Consider the following 17,539-nt stretch of genomic DNA (forward strand, 5'->3'; position numbering starts at 1 on the left):
CTTACCCGGGCGACAACGGTCGGGGGCGGCTCGGGTGAGGTGCCGGCCTCAGCCCGCTGGCGGGTTGCTCGCGCAGTTCCCCGCGCCCCCGCCGGCGCCGGCAAGCGGCTCGGGTGGACTGTCGGCCTCAGCCCGGTGACGGGTTGCTCGCGCAGTTCCCCGCGACCCCGCCGGCGCCGGCTCAGTTCGGTGGGGGTGGCTCGCGTCCCTGCCGGCGTCGGTAGGCGGAGCGGTCAGGGGGTCGCGATCACGCGGTCGACCGCGGCGCGGATCAGTTGCGCGCGTTCCGTCTCGTCGAAGACGTCGGGCAGGGTGAGCTGTTCGACGATCAGCCAGTTGTAGGCGCAGATCAGCAGCTTGACGGCGGTGGCGTCGCCGGGCAGGCCGGAGGCCTCCTGCGCGGCGACGTTGTGCGCGATGTCGGCGCGCACCCGCTCCGTGAGCAGTCGGCGTAGCTCGGGGCGGCGGGTGGCCTCCAGCCGCAGTTCGAGGAAGGCGAGATAGCCGCTGCGGAAGCCGCCGACCCGGGCGACCAGGTCGCTCATCAGCTCCGCGTAACGCTCGGTGGTCGGGGGCCCCTCCTGGTGTGCGGCGACGGTGGCCTCGTCGGGCGTGAGGCGTTCGTAGACCCGGGAGCCGGCCTGGATGAGGAGCTGGTCGCGGTTGGCGAAGTAGTTCGAGGTCGTGCCGCCCGGCACCCCCGCCTCGGCGTCCACGGCGCGGAAGGTCAGCCCGCGCGCCCCCTGGTCGGCCAGCACCTGGATCGCGGCATCGAGAAGGGCCGCCCGCCGTTCGTCGTTTCTGCGGACCATTGACACCACTCCAGTCGTAGTACTACGGTTAAACCACTCCATTCAGAGTACTTCCAACCGCGCAGTCACGACAAGGCGGGAGCCACCCATGCGCAAGCTTGTCTACTACGTCGCGACCTCCCTCGACGGACGGATCGCCGGCCCCGACGGGCAGTTCGACTTCTACTACTCGGGCGACGAGCGGCAGGCCGCCGCCTACTCGGCCTGGATGACCGAGCGGTACCCGGAGACGGTGCCGACCGCCTTCCGCGAGCAGGTGGGCGTCACCGACGCCGAGCCACGGCGCTTCGACACCGTGTTGATGGGGCGCGGTTCCTACGAACCGGCCCTCAGCCAGGGGGTGGTCAGCCCCTACGCCCATCTGCGGCAGTACGTCGTCTCCCGCACGCTCCCAAAGAATCCGGAGGCCGGGATCACGCTGGTCCGCGAGGACCCGGTGGGCCTGGTGCGGGAGCTGAAACGGGAGGAGTCCGACAGGGACATCTGGCTCTGCGGCGGCGGCAAGCTCGCCGGGGTGCTGATGTCCGAGATCGACGAGCTGGTGATCAAGAGCTACCCGGTGCTCGCCGGCGCCGGAGTCCCCCTCGTGGACGGGGAGTTCGACCCGACGGTCTTCACTGTCACCGACCGGCGCACGTTCGACGGCGGGGTGGTCGTCAGCTGGCTGGACCGGCGGTGACGTCGACGGCGGGGGCTCCCGCCGCCTCCCCCCGCTCGGCGAGGAACTGCGTGGCGGCCAGCTCGGCGTACAGCCCGCTGGCCGCGACCAGCTCCGCGTGGGTCCCGACCGCCCTGACCCGGCCGGCCTCCAGGACCACGATCCGGTCGGCCGAGGTCACCGTCGAGAGCCGGTGCGCGACCACCAGCACCGTGGTGCGGAGGGCGACATCCGCCACGGTGTCGCGCAGCGCCGCCTCGTTGACCGCGTCCAGCTGCGAGGTCGCCTCGTCCAACAGCAGCAGCCTGGGCTGACGCAGCAACGCCCGCGCGATGGCGACCCGTTGGCGTTCACCGCCGGAGAGCTTGGTGCCGCGGTGGCCCACCACCGTCTCCAGCCCCTCGGGCAGCCGCTCGACCAACGCGGTCAGCCGCGCGGTGCGCAGCGTCTCCTCCAGCGCCGCCTCCGAGGTCTCCGGCGCGCCGAAGAGCAGGTTGTCGCGGAGGGTCCCGGAGAGCACCGGCGCGTCCTGCTCGACATAGCCGATCGCCGCGCGCAGCTCGGCCAGCTCCCACTCGCGCACGTCGCGGCCGTCGAGCAGCACCCGGCCCCCGGTGGCGTCGTAGAACCGCTCGATCAGGGAGAAGACCGTGGTCTTGCCTGCCCCCGAGGGGCCGACGAACGCCGTCATCCCGCGCGCCGGCACATGGAAGTCCACCCCGTGGTGCACCGCCGGCAGATCGGGCGCGTAGCGGAAACGCACCCCCTCGAACGTGACCGCCGCCGGCTCCCCGCCCGGCGGGCGCGGCGCGCCCTCGGAGACCGGCTCCGCCGGCATCGCCCACACCTCGCGGATGCGGCTGATCGCCGCCGAACCGACCTGGTACTGGGTGACGGCGGTGACCACGTCCTGAAGCGGGGAGATCAGATAGAACACGTAGAGCAGGAACGCCACCAGGGTGCCGATATCGATCGTCCCCGTCGCGACCCGCGCGCCGCCGACCGCCAGCACGGTGAGAAACGCGCCCTGCACCGCCAGGCCCATCGTGTTCCCCGCGATCGCGCCCCACTTGGCGGAGGTGACGCTGGCCCGCCAGGAGCGTTCCGCCGCCTCGTGGACGGTGCGCTCCTCCCGCGCCTCGGCCCCGGCGGCCTTCACCGTGCGCAGTGCGCCCAGCACCCGCTCCAGGCTGGCGCCCATGTCCCCGACGGACTGCTGTGCGCGCTTGCTCGCCCGGTTGATCAACGGGGCGATGAACCCGATGACCACACCGGCCACGGCTATCACTCCGAGCGTCACCGCCAGCAGCACCGGGTCGACCAGGGCCATCATCACCAGCGTCGCCACCAGCGTGAGCCCGCCCGTGCCGAGGCCGATCAGCGACTGGGTGGTCATCGCGCGCAGCAGCGTGGTGTCGGAGGTGGCGCGGGAGAGCAGGTCGCCCGGCTCGCTGCCGTCGACCGCGGAGACGCGCAGCCGCAGCAGATAGGAGGTCAACGAGCGGCGCGCGGTCAGCACCACGGACTCGGCGGTGCGGGACAGCACGTAGTAGCCGAGCGCGCCGAGCGCCGCGTTGGTCACGACGAGGCCGGTGAGCAGGAACAGCTCGCCGGCGATGCCGCCGTCGTCGTCCAGGCTCTCGATCAGCGAACGGGCCACCAGCGGCAGCGCGAGGCCGGTGGCGCCGGTGACCAGCGACAGCGTGGCGCCGAGCAGCAACGCCCAACGGTGCGGGCGGACATACCCCAGCAGCACCCGCCATGCCGGGCCCTCGTCGGCGCGGGTCTCCGTGGCCGTGGCCGGCTCCGACATCGTTCCGCTCCCCCCGGGGATGGTCATTCCCCTCCGGGAGACAGAACGCACGAGGCGGCGCGAAGGTTGCCTCGCCCCGGGACGTTCACTCGCGCGGTTCCCCGCGCCCCTCCCACGCCCGCGAGCCGACCACGGACAGGAGCTGGAGCCGTTCGTAGCTCTCGGTGCCCGGCTCGGCCGTGTAGACGAGGAGCCGGTGGGACTGGTCGAGGTCGAGCAGCGACTGGCAGCTCAGCTCCAGCCGCCCGACCTCGGGGTGGACGAAGCGCTTGACCGCGTCCGGTCGCACCCCCACCCGGTGTTCGTCCCACAGCGCGCGGAACTCCTCACTCCTCGGGTAGAGCAGCTCCGCCAGACGCGCGGCCCTGGAGTCGGGGCCGCGCAGCCCGGCGATCTCACGCAGGCCGCAGCCGAAGAGCCGGGAGAGCGCCGGATGGTCCTCCGGGGCGTAGAGCCGCCGGGAGTCCGGGTCGGTGAACCAGCGGTAGCCGATGCTGCGTTCGGGCCCGGTGAACCGGGTGGTGTCGCCGGTCAGGGCGACGGCCAGCGGGGTCTGGCGCAGCGTCTCCCCCAGTTCCGTGACGATCTCGGCGGGGGTGTCGTCCAGCCGGTCGAGGATGCGCAGCATCCCGGGGCTGACATGGTCGCTGGCCGGGCCCCTCGGCGGCGGGTTGTGGCCGGCCAGCCGGAACAGGTGGTCGCGCTCGACGACGGAGAGGTGCAGCCCCTGGGCGATGGAAGCGATCATGTCGGGCGAGGGCTGGGGGCCCCTCTCCCGTTCCAGCCGGGCGTAGTAGTCGGTCGACATGTGGCAGAGGAAGGCCACCTCCTCGCGGCGCAGCCCGTCGGTCCTGCGCCGCCGACCGCGCGGCAGCCCGACGTCCTCCGGTTGGAGCGACTCGCGCCGCCGCCGCAGGAACGCCGCGAGCCCGGTCCTGTCGATCACGCGCGTTCTCCCCGCTCCCGTGTCGTGCCGGCGACGCGCGTCGCCGGCTACCGCCTTTGTACCGCCGGAACGGTGCGGCAGCCACGGCCCGCCGATCCCCCCTTGCCGGTCCACCCGCCGGTGGACCGGGGGCGCCGGGGGCCGGCGGATCAGTGGACCGGGAAGTCCTGGATGTCGCCGGCGGACTCGCCGACGGTGGATCGGGGACGACACCGTCCGCACCGCGAGACCGCCAGGAGGAGCCGCAATGGCCCGCACCACGCCCTCGTTCACCGTTCCCGACCTCTCCGGCAGGCGCGCCGTCGTCACCGGGGGAAGCGACGGCATCGGGCTCGGCATCGCGCGGCGGCTCGCCGCCGCCGGGGCCGAGGTCGTGCTGCCGGTGCGCGACCCCGGGAAGGGCGAGGCGGCGCTCGCCTCGATCCGGGAGAGCGTCCCGGACGCCGAGGTCTCCCTCCGCCGGCTGGACCTCGCCTCGCTCGCCTCTGTGGCGGAGCTGGCCGGGACGCTGCGGGACGAGGGGCGCCCGATCCAGCTGCTGATCAACAACGCGGGCGTGATGACCCCGCCCGCGCGGCGGACCACCGTCGACGGGTTCGAGCTACAGCTCGGCACCAACCACCTCGGGCACTTCGCGCTGGTCACCGGGCTGCTGCCGCTGCTGAAGGAGGGCCGGGCGCGGGTGACCTCGCAGATCAGCGTCGCGGCCAACCGGAACTCCCTCCACTGGTCGGACCCGCAGTGGGAGCGCTCGTACCGGGCCTTCCCCGCCTACAGCCAGTCCAAGATCGCGCTCGGGCTCTTCGGCCTCGCGCTCGACCGGCGCAGCCGGGCCGAGGGATGGGGCGTCACCAGCAACCTCGCCCATCCGGGCGTCGCCCCGACCAGCCTGCTCGCCGCGCGCCCCGAGACGGGCCGCGAGCGGGACGGCCGCGACGTGCGGCTGATCCGGGCGCTCTCCGCGCGGGGGCTTCTCGTCGGCACGGTCGACAGCGCGGCGCTGCCCGCGCTGTACGCCGCCACCTCGCCCGACGCGCTGGGCGGGCGGCTCTACGGCCCCAGCGGTCCCGGGCATCTCGGCGGGCCGCCCGCCGAGCAGCGGATGTACCGCCGGCTGCGCGACGAGGCGGAGGGGGAACGGGTCTGGCGGTTCTCCGAGGAGCTGGTCGACGGCGCGCCGCGCGCCGCCCGCTGACCCGCGCCTTTCGCGGCGCGGGTCGGCGCGGGGCTTGCGCGGCGGTTCAGTCGGAACGGGCCGCCGACGACAGCGGCGCCGGGGCGTCGTCCGGCGCGGCTGCCGGCGGCGCCCCGGCGGACGGCGCCTCGTGCAGGCCGAAGCGGTCGTGCACGCGGCGCAGCGCGGGCGGCGCCCACCACATCGCCTCGCCGCCCAGCCTCATCGCGGCCGGCAGCAGCGCGCCCCTGATCAGCGTCGCGTCCATCAGCACGGCGAGCGGCAGGCCGACGCCCAGCGCCTGCATGAAGGAGATCTCGGAGATCAGGAACGCGAGGAAGACCACCGAGAGCGCGACCGCCGCCGCCGTCACGATCCGGCCCACGCGTTCCAGTCCGACCGCGACCGCCGCGGTGGGGTCGGCGCCGCCCTCGTACTCCTCGCGGATGCGGGAGAGCAGGAAGACCTGGTAGTCCATGCCGAGCCCGAAGGCGCAGGCGAAGAGGAGCACCGGGACCGTGGAGACCACCTCGCCGGTGACGGTGAAGCCCAGCAGCCCGGAGAGGTGGCCGTCCTGGAAGCCCCAGACCAGCACGCCGAACGCGGCCGTCAGCCCGAGCGCGCTCAGCAGCATCGCGACGAACGGCAGCAGCACGCTGCCGGTCAGCAGGAAGAGCAGCACCACCATCGCGGCCAGCAGCGTCAGACCGGCGACGGGCAGCCGGTCCAGGATGCTGTCCGTGCTGTCCATGGCCACCGCGACCCGGCCGCCCACCTCGGCCTCGCCGGGCGCCTCCACCGCGCGGACGGCCCGCACCAGCTCCTCAAGGGCGCTGTTGCCGACCGCGTCGGGCACCACCCGCAACGCGGTCGCCCCGCCGTCGGCCGAGACCGTTCCCGCGTGCGCGGGCCCTGGCGCGGCGACCGGCACGCCGTCCGCGTAGGAGCCGGTCGGGGCGTCCACCCGGGCGACGTCGTCCAGTTGGGACAGCCGCACCGCGTAGGCGCCGAGTCGGTCGGTGTTCTCCTCCGGCGGCAGCGAGGGCAGCACGACGGAGAGCGCCTCGGACTCGCCGGCGTCGAAGTCGGCCCGCAGCTCCTCGGCGACCTGCCGTCCCGCCGAGGACTCCGGAAGCCCGCGCTCGTCGGCGCTGCCCAGCTTGATGTCCAGGAACGGAGCCCCGAGGACCAGCAGAAGCAACGTGCCCAGCGTGGCCACCGGCACCGCCCTGCGCATCACCACCGAGGCCAGCCGGTGCCAGAACCCGTTCTCCACCGGGTCGCCCGCCGGGGAGCCGCCGCGCCGCCGCAGCATCCGGCCGGCGTTGGCACGCGGCCCGAGCACGGCCAGCAGCACCGGCAGCACCGTCAACGTGACCAGGGCCGTCAGCAGCGAGACCGCGATGCCCGCGTACGCCATGGAACGCAGCGCCAGCGCCGGGAACCAGGCGAGGCTGGCCAGGGTGACGGCGACGGTGACCGCGGAGAAGATCACGGTGCGGCCGGCGGAGAGCATCATCAGCCGGATCGCCTCGGCCTGTTCCCGGCCGGCCGCCAGCTCCTCCCGGTAGCGGTTGACCATCAACAGGCTGTAGTCCACGGCCAGTCCGAGACCGAGCACGGTGACCACGTTCACCGCGAAGACCGACAGGTCCGTCACGCCCGCCAGCATCCACAGCAGCCCCAGCGTCCACAGGATCGTGACGACCCCCACGGCCAGCGGCAGCGCGGCGGCCAGCAGGCTGCCGAAGACGGCGATCAGCACGACCAGCAGCAGCGGGAAGGCGAGCAGTTCGCCGCGGATCGCGTCACGTTCGCTCAGTTCGCTCAACTCCTGGTTGATGACGGCCGGTCCGCCGAAGGTGACCTCGACGCCCTCCGCCACCTCGCCCTCGTACGCGGGCTCCAGGTCGGCGAGCCGCTTTCCCGCCTCGGTCTCGTCGCCCTCGACCGCGGCGAGCACCAGCGCCGCGTCGCCGTCCTCGGCGCGCAGCCCGGGCGAGGGCGCCTCGTCCCAGTAGGAGACGACCTGCGCCACCCCGTCCTCGGCCGCCAGCCGCCCCGCGAGGTCGGCGCCGGTCGCGGCCACGCCCGGGTCGTCGACGCCGTCCTCGGCGCGGACCAGCAGCACCAGGTTCAGCTCCTCGCGGCCGAAGCGCTCCGCGAGGGCGTCGGCGGCCCGGCTGGACTCGGCCGCGGGGTCGTTGAAGCCGCCGCCCTTCAGCCGGTCGAAGAGCACCCCTCCCGTGCCGGCGCCGGCCAGTGCCAGCACCACAGCAACCAGCAGTACGGCGCGGCGCCGCCGCAGCAGCACAGCGCCCAGTCGTCCCAACATGCCAGCTCCGCTTCGCAGGTGTTCGTTTCGCTTTCCCGTACGACAGATCCGACCGGAGCGGCTGTGACACCGGACGCCCCCGGGGCGGCGAATGAGACCCGGATCACGTGCCTCCCCGCCGCGGCGCCGCGTCAACGAACGGCGACGAGGTGACCGTTTCGCCCCGTTGAGCGGAGCCCGGGGCGGCGGGAGGATGGGAGGCGGCCACCGGATGGGGCTGAGCGCGGCGTCACGGGACGGGTCGCGCGCCGGCGGTTTCCCAGCCCTACCCTGGAGCAGCCCCCATGCACACCCGTGTCCGAAACCCCAGGGCGGCCGTGGCCGCCTCCGCACTGCTCACCCTGGTCGGCGCCCTGTTGCTGACCCTGCTGGCCTCCCCCGCGCGGGCCGCCGAGTCGTCGTCGGCCCCGGCCGCCGAACCGACGCGGATCATGGCGCTCGGGGACTCGATCACCGGCTCCCCCGGCTGTTGGCGCGCCCTGCTCTGGCAGGACCTGCGGGACGCCGGCTACACCGACGGCGTGGACTTCGTCGGCTCTCGCGCCCCCGACGGCTGCGGCTTCGACTTCGACGGCGAACACGAGGGCCACGGCGGCATCCTGGCCACCGGCATCGTCCGCGACAACCTGCTGCCCGGCTGGATGGCCGGCGCCGACCCGGACGTGGTGATGATGACGCTGGGCACCAACGACGTGTGGAGCGGACTGCCGACGGAGAACGTGCTGGAGGCCTACACGACGATGGTCGGCCAGATGCGCGCCCACAACCCGGACGTGCGGGTGCTGGTCGCCCAGATCCTGCCGATGAACCCCAACGGCTGCGCCGACTGCGGAAGCAGAGTGGTCGAACTCAACGCGGCGATCCCCGGCTGGGCCGCCGCGCTGTCCACGGCCGACTCCCCGCTGACCGTGGTCGACCTGTGGACCGGCTTCGACACCGCGACCGACACGGCGGACGGCGTCCACCCCAACGACGCCGGCATCCGCAAGATGGCCGACACCTGGTACCCGGCGCTGACCGGCGTGCTGGACGGCCTCGCCGCCGTCGCCTGACCGCGACTTCACACACGGTCGGTCCGAGGGCCGGTGAGGCGGCGCCTCACCGGCCCTCGGAGGCACGCGGCAGTGCGCGCACGCCGGGCACGCGCCGTGGCGGGGAGGCAGGGGACCCTACGGAACCTCGTATCCCAGGTCCTCGTTGTCGTTCGCGGGGACGCAACAGTTCGCGAAGTCGAACGGCGCGCCCTCCTCGTCGTAGGCCACGACCTCGAAGCCGGTGTCGATCTCGGAGCTGTGCAGCGGGTCGAGAAAGTAGACGCCCCAGTCCTCCCCCTCCAGGGCGACCACCGTGGCCTCGACCGTGGTCGACTCCCCGTGCGGCAGCACCTCGATCCGCGACGGCGGTCCGTCGTCGGAACGCCACGTGCCGCCGATCAGGGAAGGCTCTCCCTCATCCATCTCCAGGTGCAGGCTGATGCTGTCGACGCCGAGGTTGTCGCCTGAGACGCCCCGCGCTTCCTCGACGGCCTCGTCGAAGGAGTCCGGCGAGGAGAGCACGTAGTTCTGCCGCCCTTCCGCCAGCAGCCCCACTACCAGGGCATCGTTGATCGCGACCGGCTCCGCCGGACCGACCTCCAGCACCTCTCCCGGCGCGCCGACGACGGGCGGCGCGGCCTCCCCCCGGGCGCCGTCCTCGCCACCCCACCACGACGGAGCCGACGCGAGCACCACGCCCAACACTCCCGCGGCCCCCGCGCTCCCCACGGCAAGCGCCCGCCGACGCGCCCTGAGATGCCGCCCCCGACGCACGATCCGATCCACCGGGACGGGACCCGCCTCGACCTCCTGCGCCGCATGACGCAACTCCACCAGGAGCGAGTCATCCTCGCTCCACTCGTTCGGCACGTTCGTCACCTCCTACTCCCTGCATGGCGCAACGCGCCAACAGCCGGGTCGGCGCGCAGCTTCTCCAGGCCGCGCGCCGACCGGCTCCGCACGGTGCCGAGCCGAATCCCCAGCAACGCCGCGACCTCGGTCTCCGTACGGTCCTCCACATAACGCAACACCACCGCCGCGCGTTGCTTGACCGGCAACCGCTGCAACGCCCCCGCCAGCACGTCCCGGGCCAGAATGTCCTCTGTCCGATCCCGGTCGGCGCGCTCGGGGAACCGGGTCGTCAACCACTCGAAGACCCGAAGCCCACGTACCCGGTCACGATGCGCGTTGATCATGACTCGCCACACATAGGCATCGCGGTCACTGGCCTGCGCGACCCGGCGCCACTGGACGTATGACTTCGCCAACACGGTCTGCACCAGGTCTTCCGCGTCGTGGTGGTTGCCGGTCAGCAGGAAGGCGGTGCGCAGCAACCGGGGCCACCGGTCGACCGCGAAACTCCTGAACTCGGCCTCGTCGGCTTCGGATGTTCGAGTCATGTGGGGGAATTACCGATTCTCTGCGTCAGTTGAGCGCTTCGTCCTCGTTCTCGTCGCCGTCCTGGAACAGCGACTCGGGGTCGATCGGCTCCCCGTCCTGGCTCTCCTCGACCAGCTCCTCCATGTGGGCCCCCATCGCCTCGTTCTCCTCGGTCGCTTCCTCGACGTCGTTGTCGACCTCGATCTCGTCGAGCACGTTGCCGTCGGCGTCGGTGGCGGTGAACGCCTCGGCCTCCACGGCCTCGTAGGCCGCGGCCTCGATCGGTTCGAGCGCCCCGCGCTCCTCCGCGTCGTCCGCGGTGGCGGTCTGCGAGAAGAGGAAACCGGCCCCGGCGACCGCGACAGCGCTCGCGATCACGGTGCGCCGCAGGGTGGTCCTGGCAATCATGAGGCCCTCCGAAGGGTCCCGTCGTTCGATCCGTCCCCCTTCAGACGCCGACCGACCCCCTCAACTATCCGCTCGTCCGAAGATATTTTCTCCGCCCCACCGGAGCCGACGCGAGCCCGACGACGGACACCCCCGCGCCATGGGGCGCGGGAGTGTCCGAAGCAGAGCGTTCTCGATCCACGTGCCGGGCACGTTCCGTCACCCGTCGCGCCTCCGCAGACAGCGGGGGCGCGTACTCCTGGCACGTGCGCCGCCGAGAAAGGTCAGAGAAAGGAAGTCACCGGGAGTCCGGCTCACTTCTCCTCTTCGGCGCCGACGTGGACCTCGTCGATCACGTTGCCCTCGTCGTCGGTGGCGGTGACGGTGTAGCCGTCGGCCTCGACGCCCGCGGCGGCCGGGTCGAAGTAGTAGGCGCCCCAGCCGTCCTCGCCCTCAAGCGCCAGCGGCTGCGCGCCGTAGCCGAAGTCCTGGCCGTCAGGGGTGACGGTGATGTGCGGCACACCCTGGTCGCTGCGCCAGGCGCCGGCGAACAGCTCGCTGTCGTCCTCGGTGTTGAGGAACGTGGAGAGGCTGATGCTCTCGGGGTCGATGTCGTCGCCCTCCAGGCCCTTGGCCTCCTCCACGGCCTCGGCGAACCCCGCCGGGTCGGAGACGACGTAGTTCTGCTCGCCCTCGGGCAGCAGACCGATCGACCAGTCATCGTTGATCTCCACCGCCTCGTAGGGCGCGACCTTCACCACGTCCATTCCACCGAGCGTCTCCGCCTCGTCCGCGTTCGCGGTCTGGGAGAAGAGGAAACCGGCCCCGGCAACGGCGACAGCGCTCGCGATCACGGTGCGCTTCAGCGTGGTCCTGGCAATCATGAGGCCCTCCAAAGGGTCCCGTCGTTTGGTCTGTCGTACCTCAGACGTGACCTCGGGCCCGAACCTATCCCCTCGTCCGCGGGAGTTTTTCCGCCGGGGCGCGTGCCGCTACGCCGGCGGGCGGGGCCTGGGGCGGTCGGGGCCGGGCGGGGGCGGCGGGACGGGGTCGGGCGGGGGTGCGGGCTTCGGGGGAACGGGGTCCGGCTCGGGCCCCGGCCTCGGGGTGCTCATCGTGTGCCCTCCCTCGACCTCGGCGACAGGGGAGCGTGCCGGGTACCCGCCGCCGTTCGCCCCCAAACGGCGCGACCCTCCGGCCGGCGACACGCGACACGCGACCGGAGCACGCTGTGCGCGGTTGCGCGGGCTCGGCCCGGGATGATCGAAACCGTGCCATTCCGTCAGGAAGCCCCCGGATCGGTGGCGTGGCGGTTTCACCGAGGACGCCTCGGGCACGCGCCGGGAAGTCGCGAAACCATAACGAAGGAGGGCGGAAGGTGCTCGCACTCTTCGCCCTGCACGCGGTGGTCGCCGCGTTCCTCCCCTGGCTCGCCGCCCGCGCGCCCCGCGCCGCCTGGTATGTCGCGGCGCTGCCGCCGCTGGCCGCCGTCGGGTGGGCCGGGTGGCACACCTCGGCGGTGCTGGACGGGCGGACGCTGAACGAGACGCTGTCCTGGGCGCCGGCGCTCAACCTCACGATCGAGCTGCGGCTCGACCCGCTCTCGCTGCTGATGGTCTATGTGGTCAGCGGCGTCGGCGCCCTGGTGCTGCTGTACTGCGCGCGCTATCTGCCGGGGGCCGGCCGGGAGGCGGCGCTGCTGCTGCTCTTCGCCGGCGTGATGTTCGGGCTGGTCACGGCCGACCAGTTGATCGCCCTCTATGTCTTCTGGGAGTTGACCAGTGTCATCTCCTTCCTGCTGATCTCCGGCCGGAGCGAGGGTTCCGACCACCGCAGGGCGGCCGAGCAGGCGCTGCTGACCACGGCGGCCGGCGGTCTGGCGATGCTCTTCGGCTTCATCCTGCTGGGCGCCGAGGCCGGCACCTACCGGGTCTCCGAGCTGGTGGCCGACCCGCCGAGCGGCGGGCTGACGTGGCTGGCGGCGACGTTGATCCTGCTGGGGGCGTTCGCCAAGTCGGCGCAGATCCCGTTCTCCGCCTGGCTGCCGGCCGCGATGGTGGCGCCGACGCCGGTCTCGGCGTATCTGCACGCGGCGGCGATGGTGAAGGCCGGCGTCTACCTGGTGGCGCGGCTGACGCCGGCGCTGGAGGGCGTCGGGCCCTGGCGGCCCGCGGTGTTGGCGGTCGGGCTGACGACGATGGTGGTCGCGGCCTGGCGCGCGCTGCGGCAAAACGATCTGAAGCTGCTGATCGCGTACGGAACGGTCAGCGAACTCGGCATGTTGATCGCCCTGTTGGGCGCCGGGACCAGGACCTCCGCGCTGGCCGGCGAGGAGATGCTGCTGGCGCACGCCGCGTTCAAGTCGTCGCTGTTCCTGACCGTGGGCGTGGTGGAGAAGACCACCGGCACCCGGGATCTGACGCGGCTCTCCGGCGTGGGGCGGCGGCTGCCGCTGCTGGCGGTGGCGGCTTCGGTCTCCGCCGCCTCGATGGCGGGGCTGCCGCCGCTGGTGGGCTATCTCGGCAAGGAGGCGGCGTTCGACGGGCTGTGGCACGCGCCGTTCGCCGGCGGCGCGTGGGCGGTCGCGGGGATGGCGCTCGGCTCGCTGCTGACGGTGGCGTACTCGGCGCGTTTCGTGTGGGGCGCGTTCGCCCGCAAGCCGGGCGTCCCCGAGACGGAGCCGGGGCCGGCCGCGTTCGGGCTGCTGTGGCCGATCTGCCTGCTGGCCGCCGCCGCGCCGGTGCTGGGCGTCTGGTACGCGGGCACCGCGCGGCTGGTCGAGCCGTACGCGGACACCCCGGGGCTGCTGGTCGGCGAGGGCCACGCCTACGCGGTGAAGCTGTGGCACGGCGTCACCGCACCGCTGCTGCTCTCCGTCACGATGATCGTGCTGGGGCTGGTGCTGCACCAGGCGCGGCTGCCGGTGGAGCGGGTCAGGCAGCGGATGCCGAGGCTGCCGGACAGCCAGCGCGGCTACGACCTGACGGTGCACGGCGTCGACCACGCGGCGACCTGGCTGACCCGGCACACCCAGGTCGGTTCGCTCCCGTTCTATCTGACGGTGCTGCTGGTCACGGTCATCGTGGTGCCGGGCGGCACGCTGCTCTCCCACTCGCCGGAGTGGCCCGAGGTCGTCGGCTGGCACTCGCCGATCCAACTCCCCCTCAGCATCGTGGTGTTGACCGCGCTGGGCGGTCTGGTGATGGCCCGGCACCGGCTGACGGCCGTGCTGCTGGTCGGCGCGGTCGGCTACGGGGTGGCCGGGCTGTTCCTGGTGCAGGGCGCGCCGGACCTGGCGCTGACGCAGTTCCTGGTGGAGACGCTGACCCTGGTGGTCTTCGTGCTGGTGCTGCGGCGGCTGCCGTCCAACTTCACGCCGGAGCGCCCCTCCTCGCGCGGCCGGCTGCTGCGGGCCGGGGTGGCGCTGGCCGCGGGCGGCTGCGTGGCGTACTTCGCGGTCTCGGCGACGGCGGCGGGGAACTCCCTGGAGCTGTCGGAGACCATCGTCGAACGGGCACCGGAGACCGGCGCCTACAACGCGGTCAACGCGCTGCTGGTGGACTTCCGCGCGCTGGACACCCTGGGCGAGATCAGCGTGCTGCTGGTGACGGCGATCGGCGCGGGTTCGCTGCTCGGCTACCGCTCCTCGCGCCGGCAGTGGCCGACGGGCAGGCGCGACGGCAGCCGGGCCGCGCGCGCGTTCCGCGGCATCCACTGGGACGTGCCGCGCGAGCCGTGGCTGCCGGAGTCGGACGAACTGCCCAGACGGGACCGTTCGTTGCTGCTTGAGGTGGTGGTGCGGGCGCTCTTCCCCGCCGTGCTGGTGCTCTCCGTCTATCTGCTCTTCGCCGGCCACTACCGGCCGGGCGGCGGCTTCGCCGGGGGGCTGGTCGCCGGGCAGGCGTTCACGCTGCGGTATCTGGTGGGCCGCCGCGCGGAGGCCGCTTTCCCGCTGCCGATCACGCCGCGCGCGGTGGCCGGCGGCGGGCTGGCGCTGGCGGCGCTGGTCGCGCTCGCTCCGCTGGCCTTCGGCCAACCGCCCCTGTACAGCGCCTCGTTCGAGCTGGCGATCCCGCTGCTCGGTGACCTCAAGGTGGTGACCAACGTCTTCTTCGATCTCGGCGTCTACCTGCTGGTGCTGGGCGTCTGTCTGAAGCTGCTCTTCGCCCTCGCGCAGGCCAGGGACGCCGGCGACACCCTGGTGCCCTACCACGAGCGGCCACGGGGGGTGCGCGGATGACCACCCTGGACCTGGTGATGGCGCTGGTCGTCGGCGGTCTCTTCGCCGCCGGTTTCTATCTGCTGCTGGACCGTTCGCTGATGCGGGTGCTGCTCGGCGTGATCGTGCTGGGCCACGCCGCCAACCTGCTGCTGCTTCTGACCGGCGGCCCGCCCGGGATGCCGCCCGTGGTCTCGGACGGGGACGAGGCGGAACGCTACGCCGACCCGTTGCCGCAGGCCATGGCGTTGACCGCGATCGTGATCACGTTCGGCATCACGACGCTGCTGCTGGCGCTCGTGCACCGGGCGTGGCAGCTGGACGGGCACGACGAGGTGCGGGACGACGTGGAGGACCGCCGGATCGGCACCGTCGAGGACCGGGAGGAGAGCGGCCCGCCGCTGCCCACCGACCGGGACCACGAGCCCGGAGGGGGGAGCGGACGGTGACCGCCTGGCTTCTGGTCGCGCCCATGCTGCTGCCGGTGCTCGCCGCGGGCGTCTCGTTCACCCTCTCCGGCAGCCGGGCGGCCCAACAGCTGCTGGGTGTCGTGGTGTTGACGCTGGTGCTGGCCGACTCGGTGGCGCTGCTGATGATGGCCGAACGGGACGGGCCGACGGCGGCGACGCTCGGCGGCTGGCCGGCGCCGCTGGGCATCACGCTGCTGGCGGACCGGCTCTCCGCGCTGCTGCTGATGGTCTCGGTGGCGGTGGCGCTGGCGGTGCTGGTCTTCTCCATCGGGCAGGGCTTCGCTGACTCGGGGCGCTCCTCGCCGTTCGCGTTCCATCCGGCGTATCTGCTGCTGACCGGCGGCATCTGCCAGGCGTATCTCGCGGGCGACCTGTTCAACCTGTTTGTCGCCTTCGAGATGATGCTGACCTCCTCCTACGTGCTGATCACGCTGGGCGCCGGCTCGGGCCGCATCCGGGCGGGGATGACGTACACCATCACCAGCCTCGCCTCCTCGCTGCTCTTCCTCACCACCATCGCCCTGTGCTACGCGGCGACCGGCACCGTCAACCTCGCCGACCTCAGCCAGAAGATGGAGAACGTGCCGGGCGGCCTGGTCTCCGCGCTGAGCGTGCTGCTGCTGGTCGTCTTCGGCATCAAGGCGGCGGCCGTCCCGCTGCACTTCTGGCTCCCCGACAGCTATCCGACGGCGCCCGCGCCCATCACCGCGGTCTTCGCCGCGCTGCTGACGAAGGTCGGCGTCTACGCGATGGTCCGCACCCAGACGCTGCTCTTCCCCCGCGAGGAGACGTGGACGCTGCTGGCGGTCGCCGCGATCCTGACGCTGCTGCTCGGCGTCCTGGGCGCGGTCGCGCAGGACGACATCAACCGGCTGCTCTCCTTCGTGCTGGTCAGCCACATCGGCTTCATGCTCTTCGGCCTCGCGCTCTTCGACGTTCCCGGGCTGACCGGGACCGTGCTGTACACCGTGCACCACATCGCCGTGCAGGCCGGGCTGTTCCTGGTGGCGGGCATCGTGGTGCGGCTGGCGGGCACCGCCTCGCTCAAACGGCTGGCGCGCGCCGCGCCCCCGCCGCCGGTGGTCGCCGGGCTCTTCCTGATCCCGGCGCTCAGCCTGGCCGGCATCCCGCCGACCTCGGGGTTCGTCGCCAAGTTCGTGCTGCTCCAGGCCGGCGGCGAGCACGGCGGCGCGGTGCCGGCGCTGATCGCGGCGGCGCTGGTGACCAGCCTTCTCACCCTCTACGCGATGGCCAGGCTGTGGCGTGCGGTGTTCTCCGCCGGCCCGGAACGCCCGCCGCCGAGCCGTTACCCGGGTAACGCGCTGATCCTCGGCGCCGCCGCCGGCATCGTGCTGACCGGGGTCGGGATCGCGGTCGGCGCCGGGGAGTTGGGCCGGATAAGCGAACGCGCGGCGCACGACCTGCTGGAACGCGACGGCTACCGCGAGGCGGTGCTGGGAGAGGAGGCGGGGTGACCGGCCGACGCGCGCGCCTGCGCCAGCGGGCGAACACGGTGCTGTGGCTGTGGGTGCTGTGGCTGCTGCTGTGGGGCGGGGTGCGCCCGGTGCCGCTGGTGGGCGGGCTGCTGGTGGCCGTCGGCGTGGTCGCCCTCTTCGGCCTGCCCCCCGTCCACCGGCCCCGGCTGCGCCGGCCGCTGCGGCTGCTGGGGCTGATCGGGACGCTGCTGACGGAGCTGGTGACGTCGTCGGTGCTGGTGGCGTGGGAGGCGGTGAGCAAGGGCCCGAAGGTGCCGACCGGCATCGTCGAGGTGCCGCTGCGCAGCGACAGCGAGCTGCTGATGGCCTCCACCGCGCTGCTGAGCCTGATGGTGCCCGGCTCGCTGGTGCTGGAGATGGACAGGGAACGGCGGCTGCTCTACATCCACGCGCTGCCGGTGCGAGGCCGCGCCGACGCGGAACGCCGCCGGCAGGAGGTGGCGGCCGTGGAACGACGGCTGGCGCGGGCCTTCGCGGAGCAGCCGAACGACGGGCAGCCGAACGACGCGGCGGCCGGATCCGCCGGAACGGGAGGTGGCGCATGACCACGGTGGCCAACATCGCGCTGGTGCTGGTCAGCCTGGCCGGGCTGTTGGCGGTGGGCCGGCTGGCGGCGGGCCCCGGGGCGCTGGACCGGGTGGTGGCGCTGGACGCGCTGGTCACCCTGACGGTGGTGGGCGCGGTCCTCGGCACCCTGGCGCGTTCGGACACCACCACCGGCTATGTGCTGGTGGTCCTGTCGCTGCTGGGCTTCGTCGGGTCGATCGCCTCGGCCCGGCTGATCGAGCGCCGCGAGGACATGCGGTGAGGGGGAA

16 protein-coding genes are annotated in these 17,539 nt (G+C 73.0%); 8 read left to right on the forward strand and 8 right to left on the reverse strand.

Features of this window, described 5'->3' with window-relative positions:
• Nucleotides 1–233: 233 nt before the first annotated feature.
• Nucleotides 234–812 (reverse strand): TetR/AcrR family transcriptional regulator, encoded by a 579-nt coding sequence (locus FH715_RS02105; RefSeq protein WP_139640238.1) that lies wholly within the window; start codon nucleotides 810–812, stop codon nucleotides 234–236.
• Between the two features lie 88 nt (nucleotides 813–900).
• On the opposite strand from FH715_RS02105, the gene FH715_RS02110 reads away from it, so the two are divergent.
• Complete coding sequence (locus tag FH715_RS02110) at nucleotides 901–1,491, forward strand: dihydrofolate reductase family protein (RefSeq protein ID WP_139640239.1); 591 nt, start codon at nucleotides 901–903, stop codon at nucleotides 1,489–1,491.
• Here the strand turns inward: FH715_RS02110 and FH715_RS02115 are convergent.
• Complete coding sequence (locus tag FH715_RS02115; RefSeq protein WP_139640240.1) at nucleotides 1,469–3,283, reverse strand: ABC transporter ATP-binding protein; 1,815 nt, start codon at nucleotides 3,281–3,283, stop codon at nucleotides 1,469–1,471. The two genes, FH715_RS02110 and FH715_RS02115, sit on opposite strands and share 23 nt — an antisense overlap.
• A gap of 85 nt (nucleotides 3,284–3,368) precedes the next feature.
• Entirely contained in the window at nucleotides 3,369–4,229 is an 861-nt protein-coding gene (locus FH715_RS02120) for a helix-turn-helix transcriptional regulator (protein ID WP_139640241.1), read from the reverse strand.
• Between the two features lie 247 nt (nucleotides 4,230–4,476).
• Here FH715_RS02120 and FH715_RS02125 point away from each other — a divergent pair, with 247 nt between their 5' ends.
• Nucleotides 4,477–5,424 carry an SDR family oxidoreductase gene (locus FH715_RS02125; RefSeq protein WP_139640242.1) on the forward strand — a complete coding sequence of 316 codons (948 nt, stop codon included), beginning with the start codon at nucleotides 4,477–4,479 and terminating at the stop codon, nucleotides 5,422–5,424.
• A gap of 46 nt (nucleotides 5,425–5,470) precedes the next feature.
• Here the strand turns inward: FH715_RS02125 and FH715_RS02130 are convergent, their stop codons facing one another.
• On the reverse strand, nucleotides 5,471–7,738 hold the full coding sequence (locus tag FH715_RS02130) for an MMPL family transporter (RefSeq protein ID WP_139640243.1): 2,268 nt from the start codon (nucleotides 7,736–7,738) through the stop codon (nucleotides 5,471–5,473).
• 284 nt (nucleotides 7,739–8,022) lie between these two features.
• Between FH715_RS02130 and FH715_RS02135 the strand changes: the two genes are divergently transcribed.
• On the forward strand, nucleotides 8,023–8,790 hold the full coding sequence (locus FH715_RS02135) for an SGNH/GDSL hydrolase family protein (RefSeq protein WP_139640244.1): 768 nt from the start codon (nucleotides 8,023–8,025) through the stop codon (nucleotides 8,788–8,790).
• A 117-nt stretch (nucleotides 8,791–8,907) separates the two neighbouring features.
• Here the strand turns inward: FH715_RS02135 and FH715_RS02140 are convergent, their stop codons facing one another.
• The 4 genes from FH715_RS02140 to FH715_RS02155 form a co-directional block, all read right to left on the reverse strand.
• Nucleotides 8,908–9,651: a hypothetical protein gene (locus FH715_RS02140; protein WP_139640245.1), complete on the reverse strand. Its 744-nt coding sequence runs from the start codon at nucleotides 9,649–9,651 to the stop codon at nucleotides 8,908–8,910.
• Nucleotides 9,648–10,172 (reverse strand): SigE family RNA polymerase sigma factor, encoded by a 525-nt coding sequence (locus tag FH715_RS02145; RefSeq protein WP_139640246.1) that lies wholly within the window; start codon nucleotides 10,170–10,172, stop codon nucleotides 9,648–9,650. The genes FH715_RS02140 and FH715_RS02145 overlap by 4 nt, the downstream gene beginning before the upstream one ends.
• Before the next feature lie 25 nt (nucleotides 10,173–10,197).
• A complete protein-coding gene (locus FH715_RS02150; RefSeq protein ID WP_139640247.1) occupies nucleotides 10,198–10,560 on the reverse strand; it encodes a hypothetical protein in 363 nt (120 codons plus the stop codon).
• A 293-nt stretch (nucleotides 10,561–10,853) separates the two neighbouring features.
• The gene (locus tag FH715_RS02155; RefSeq protein WP_139640248.1) at nucleotides 10,854–11,423 is read right to left on the reverse strand and encodes a hypothetical protein; all 570 of its coding nucleotides are present in this window, start codon (nucleotides 11,421–11,423) and stop codon (nucleotides 10,854–10,856) included.
• Between the two features lie 494 nt (nucleotides 11,424–11,917).
• Here FH715_RS02155 and FH715_RS02160 point away from each other — a divergent pair, with 494 nt between their 5' ends.
• From FH715_RS02160 to FH715_RS02180, 5 genes are read left to right on the forward strand one after another with little or no spacing between them, the layout of a single operon-like run.
• Nucleotides 11,918–14,779 (forward strand): Na+/H+ antiporter subunit A, encoded by a 2,862-nt coding sequence (locus tag FH715_RS02160; RefSeq protein WP_170184600.1) that lies wholly within the window; start codon nucleotides 11,918–11,920, stop codon nucleotides 14,777–14,779.
• Entirely contained in the window at nucleotides 14,776–15,207 is a 432-nt protein-coding gene (locus FH715_RS02165) for a Na(+)/H(+) antiporter subunit C (protein WP_139640250.1), read from the forward strand. Before FH715_RS02160 ends, FH715_RS02165 begins: the two co-directional genes overlap by 4 nt.
• Nucleotides 15,204–16,703: a Na+/H+ antiporter subunit D gene (locus tag FH715_RS02170; RefSeq protein ID WP_139640251.1), complete on the forward strand. Its 1,500-nt coding sequence runs from the start codon at nucleotides 15,204–15,206 to the stop codon at nucleotides 16,701–16,703. Before FH715_RS02165 ends, FH715_RS02170 begins: the two co-directional genes overlap by 4 nt.
• On the forward strand, nucleotides 16,700–17,269 hold the full coding sequence (locus FH715_RS02175; RefSeq protein ID WP_139640252.1) for a Na+/H+ antiporter subunit E: 570 nt from the start codon (nucleotides 16,700–16,702) through the stop codon (nucleotides 17,267–17,269). The genes FH715_RS02170 and FH715_RS02175 overlap by 4 nt, the downstream gene beginning before the upstream one ends.
• Nucleotides 17,266–17,532 (forward strand): MrpF/PhaF family protein, encoded by a 267-nt coding sequence (locus tag FH715_RS02180; RefSeq protein WP_097233540.1) that lies wholly within the window; start codon nucleotides 17,266–17,268, stop codon nucleotides 17,530–17,532. Before FH715_RS02175 ends, FH715_RS02180 begins: the two co-directional genes overlap by 4 nt.
• Nucleotides 17,533–17,539: the final 7 nt, after the last annotated feature.

The organism is Streptomyces sedi (genome assembly GCF_006335015.1).
Taxonomy (GTDB): Bacteria; Actinomycetota; Actinomycetes; order Streptomycetales; family Streptomycetaceae; genus Streptomyces; species Streptomyces sedi.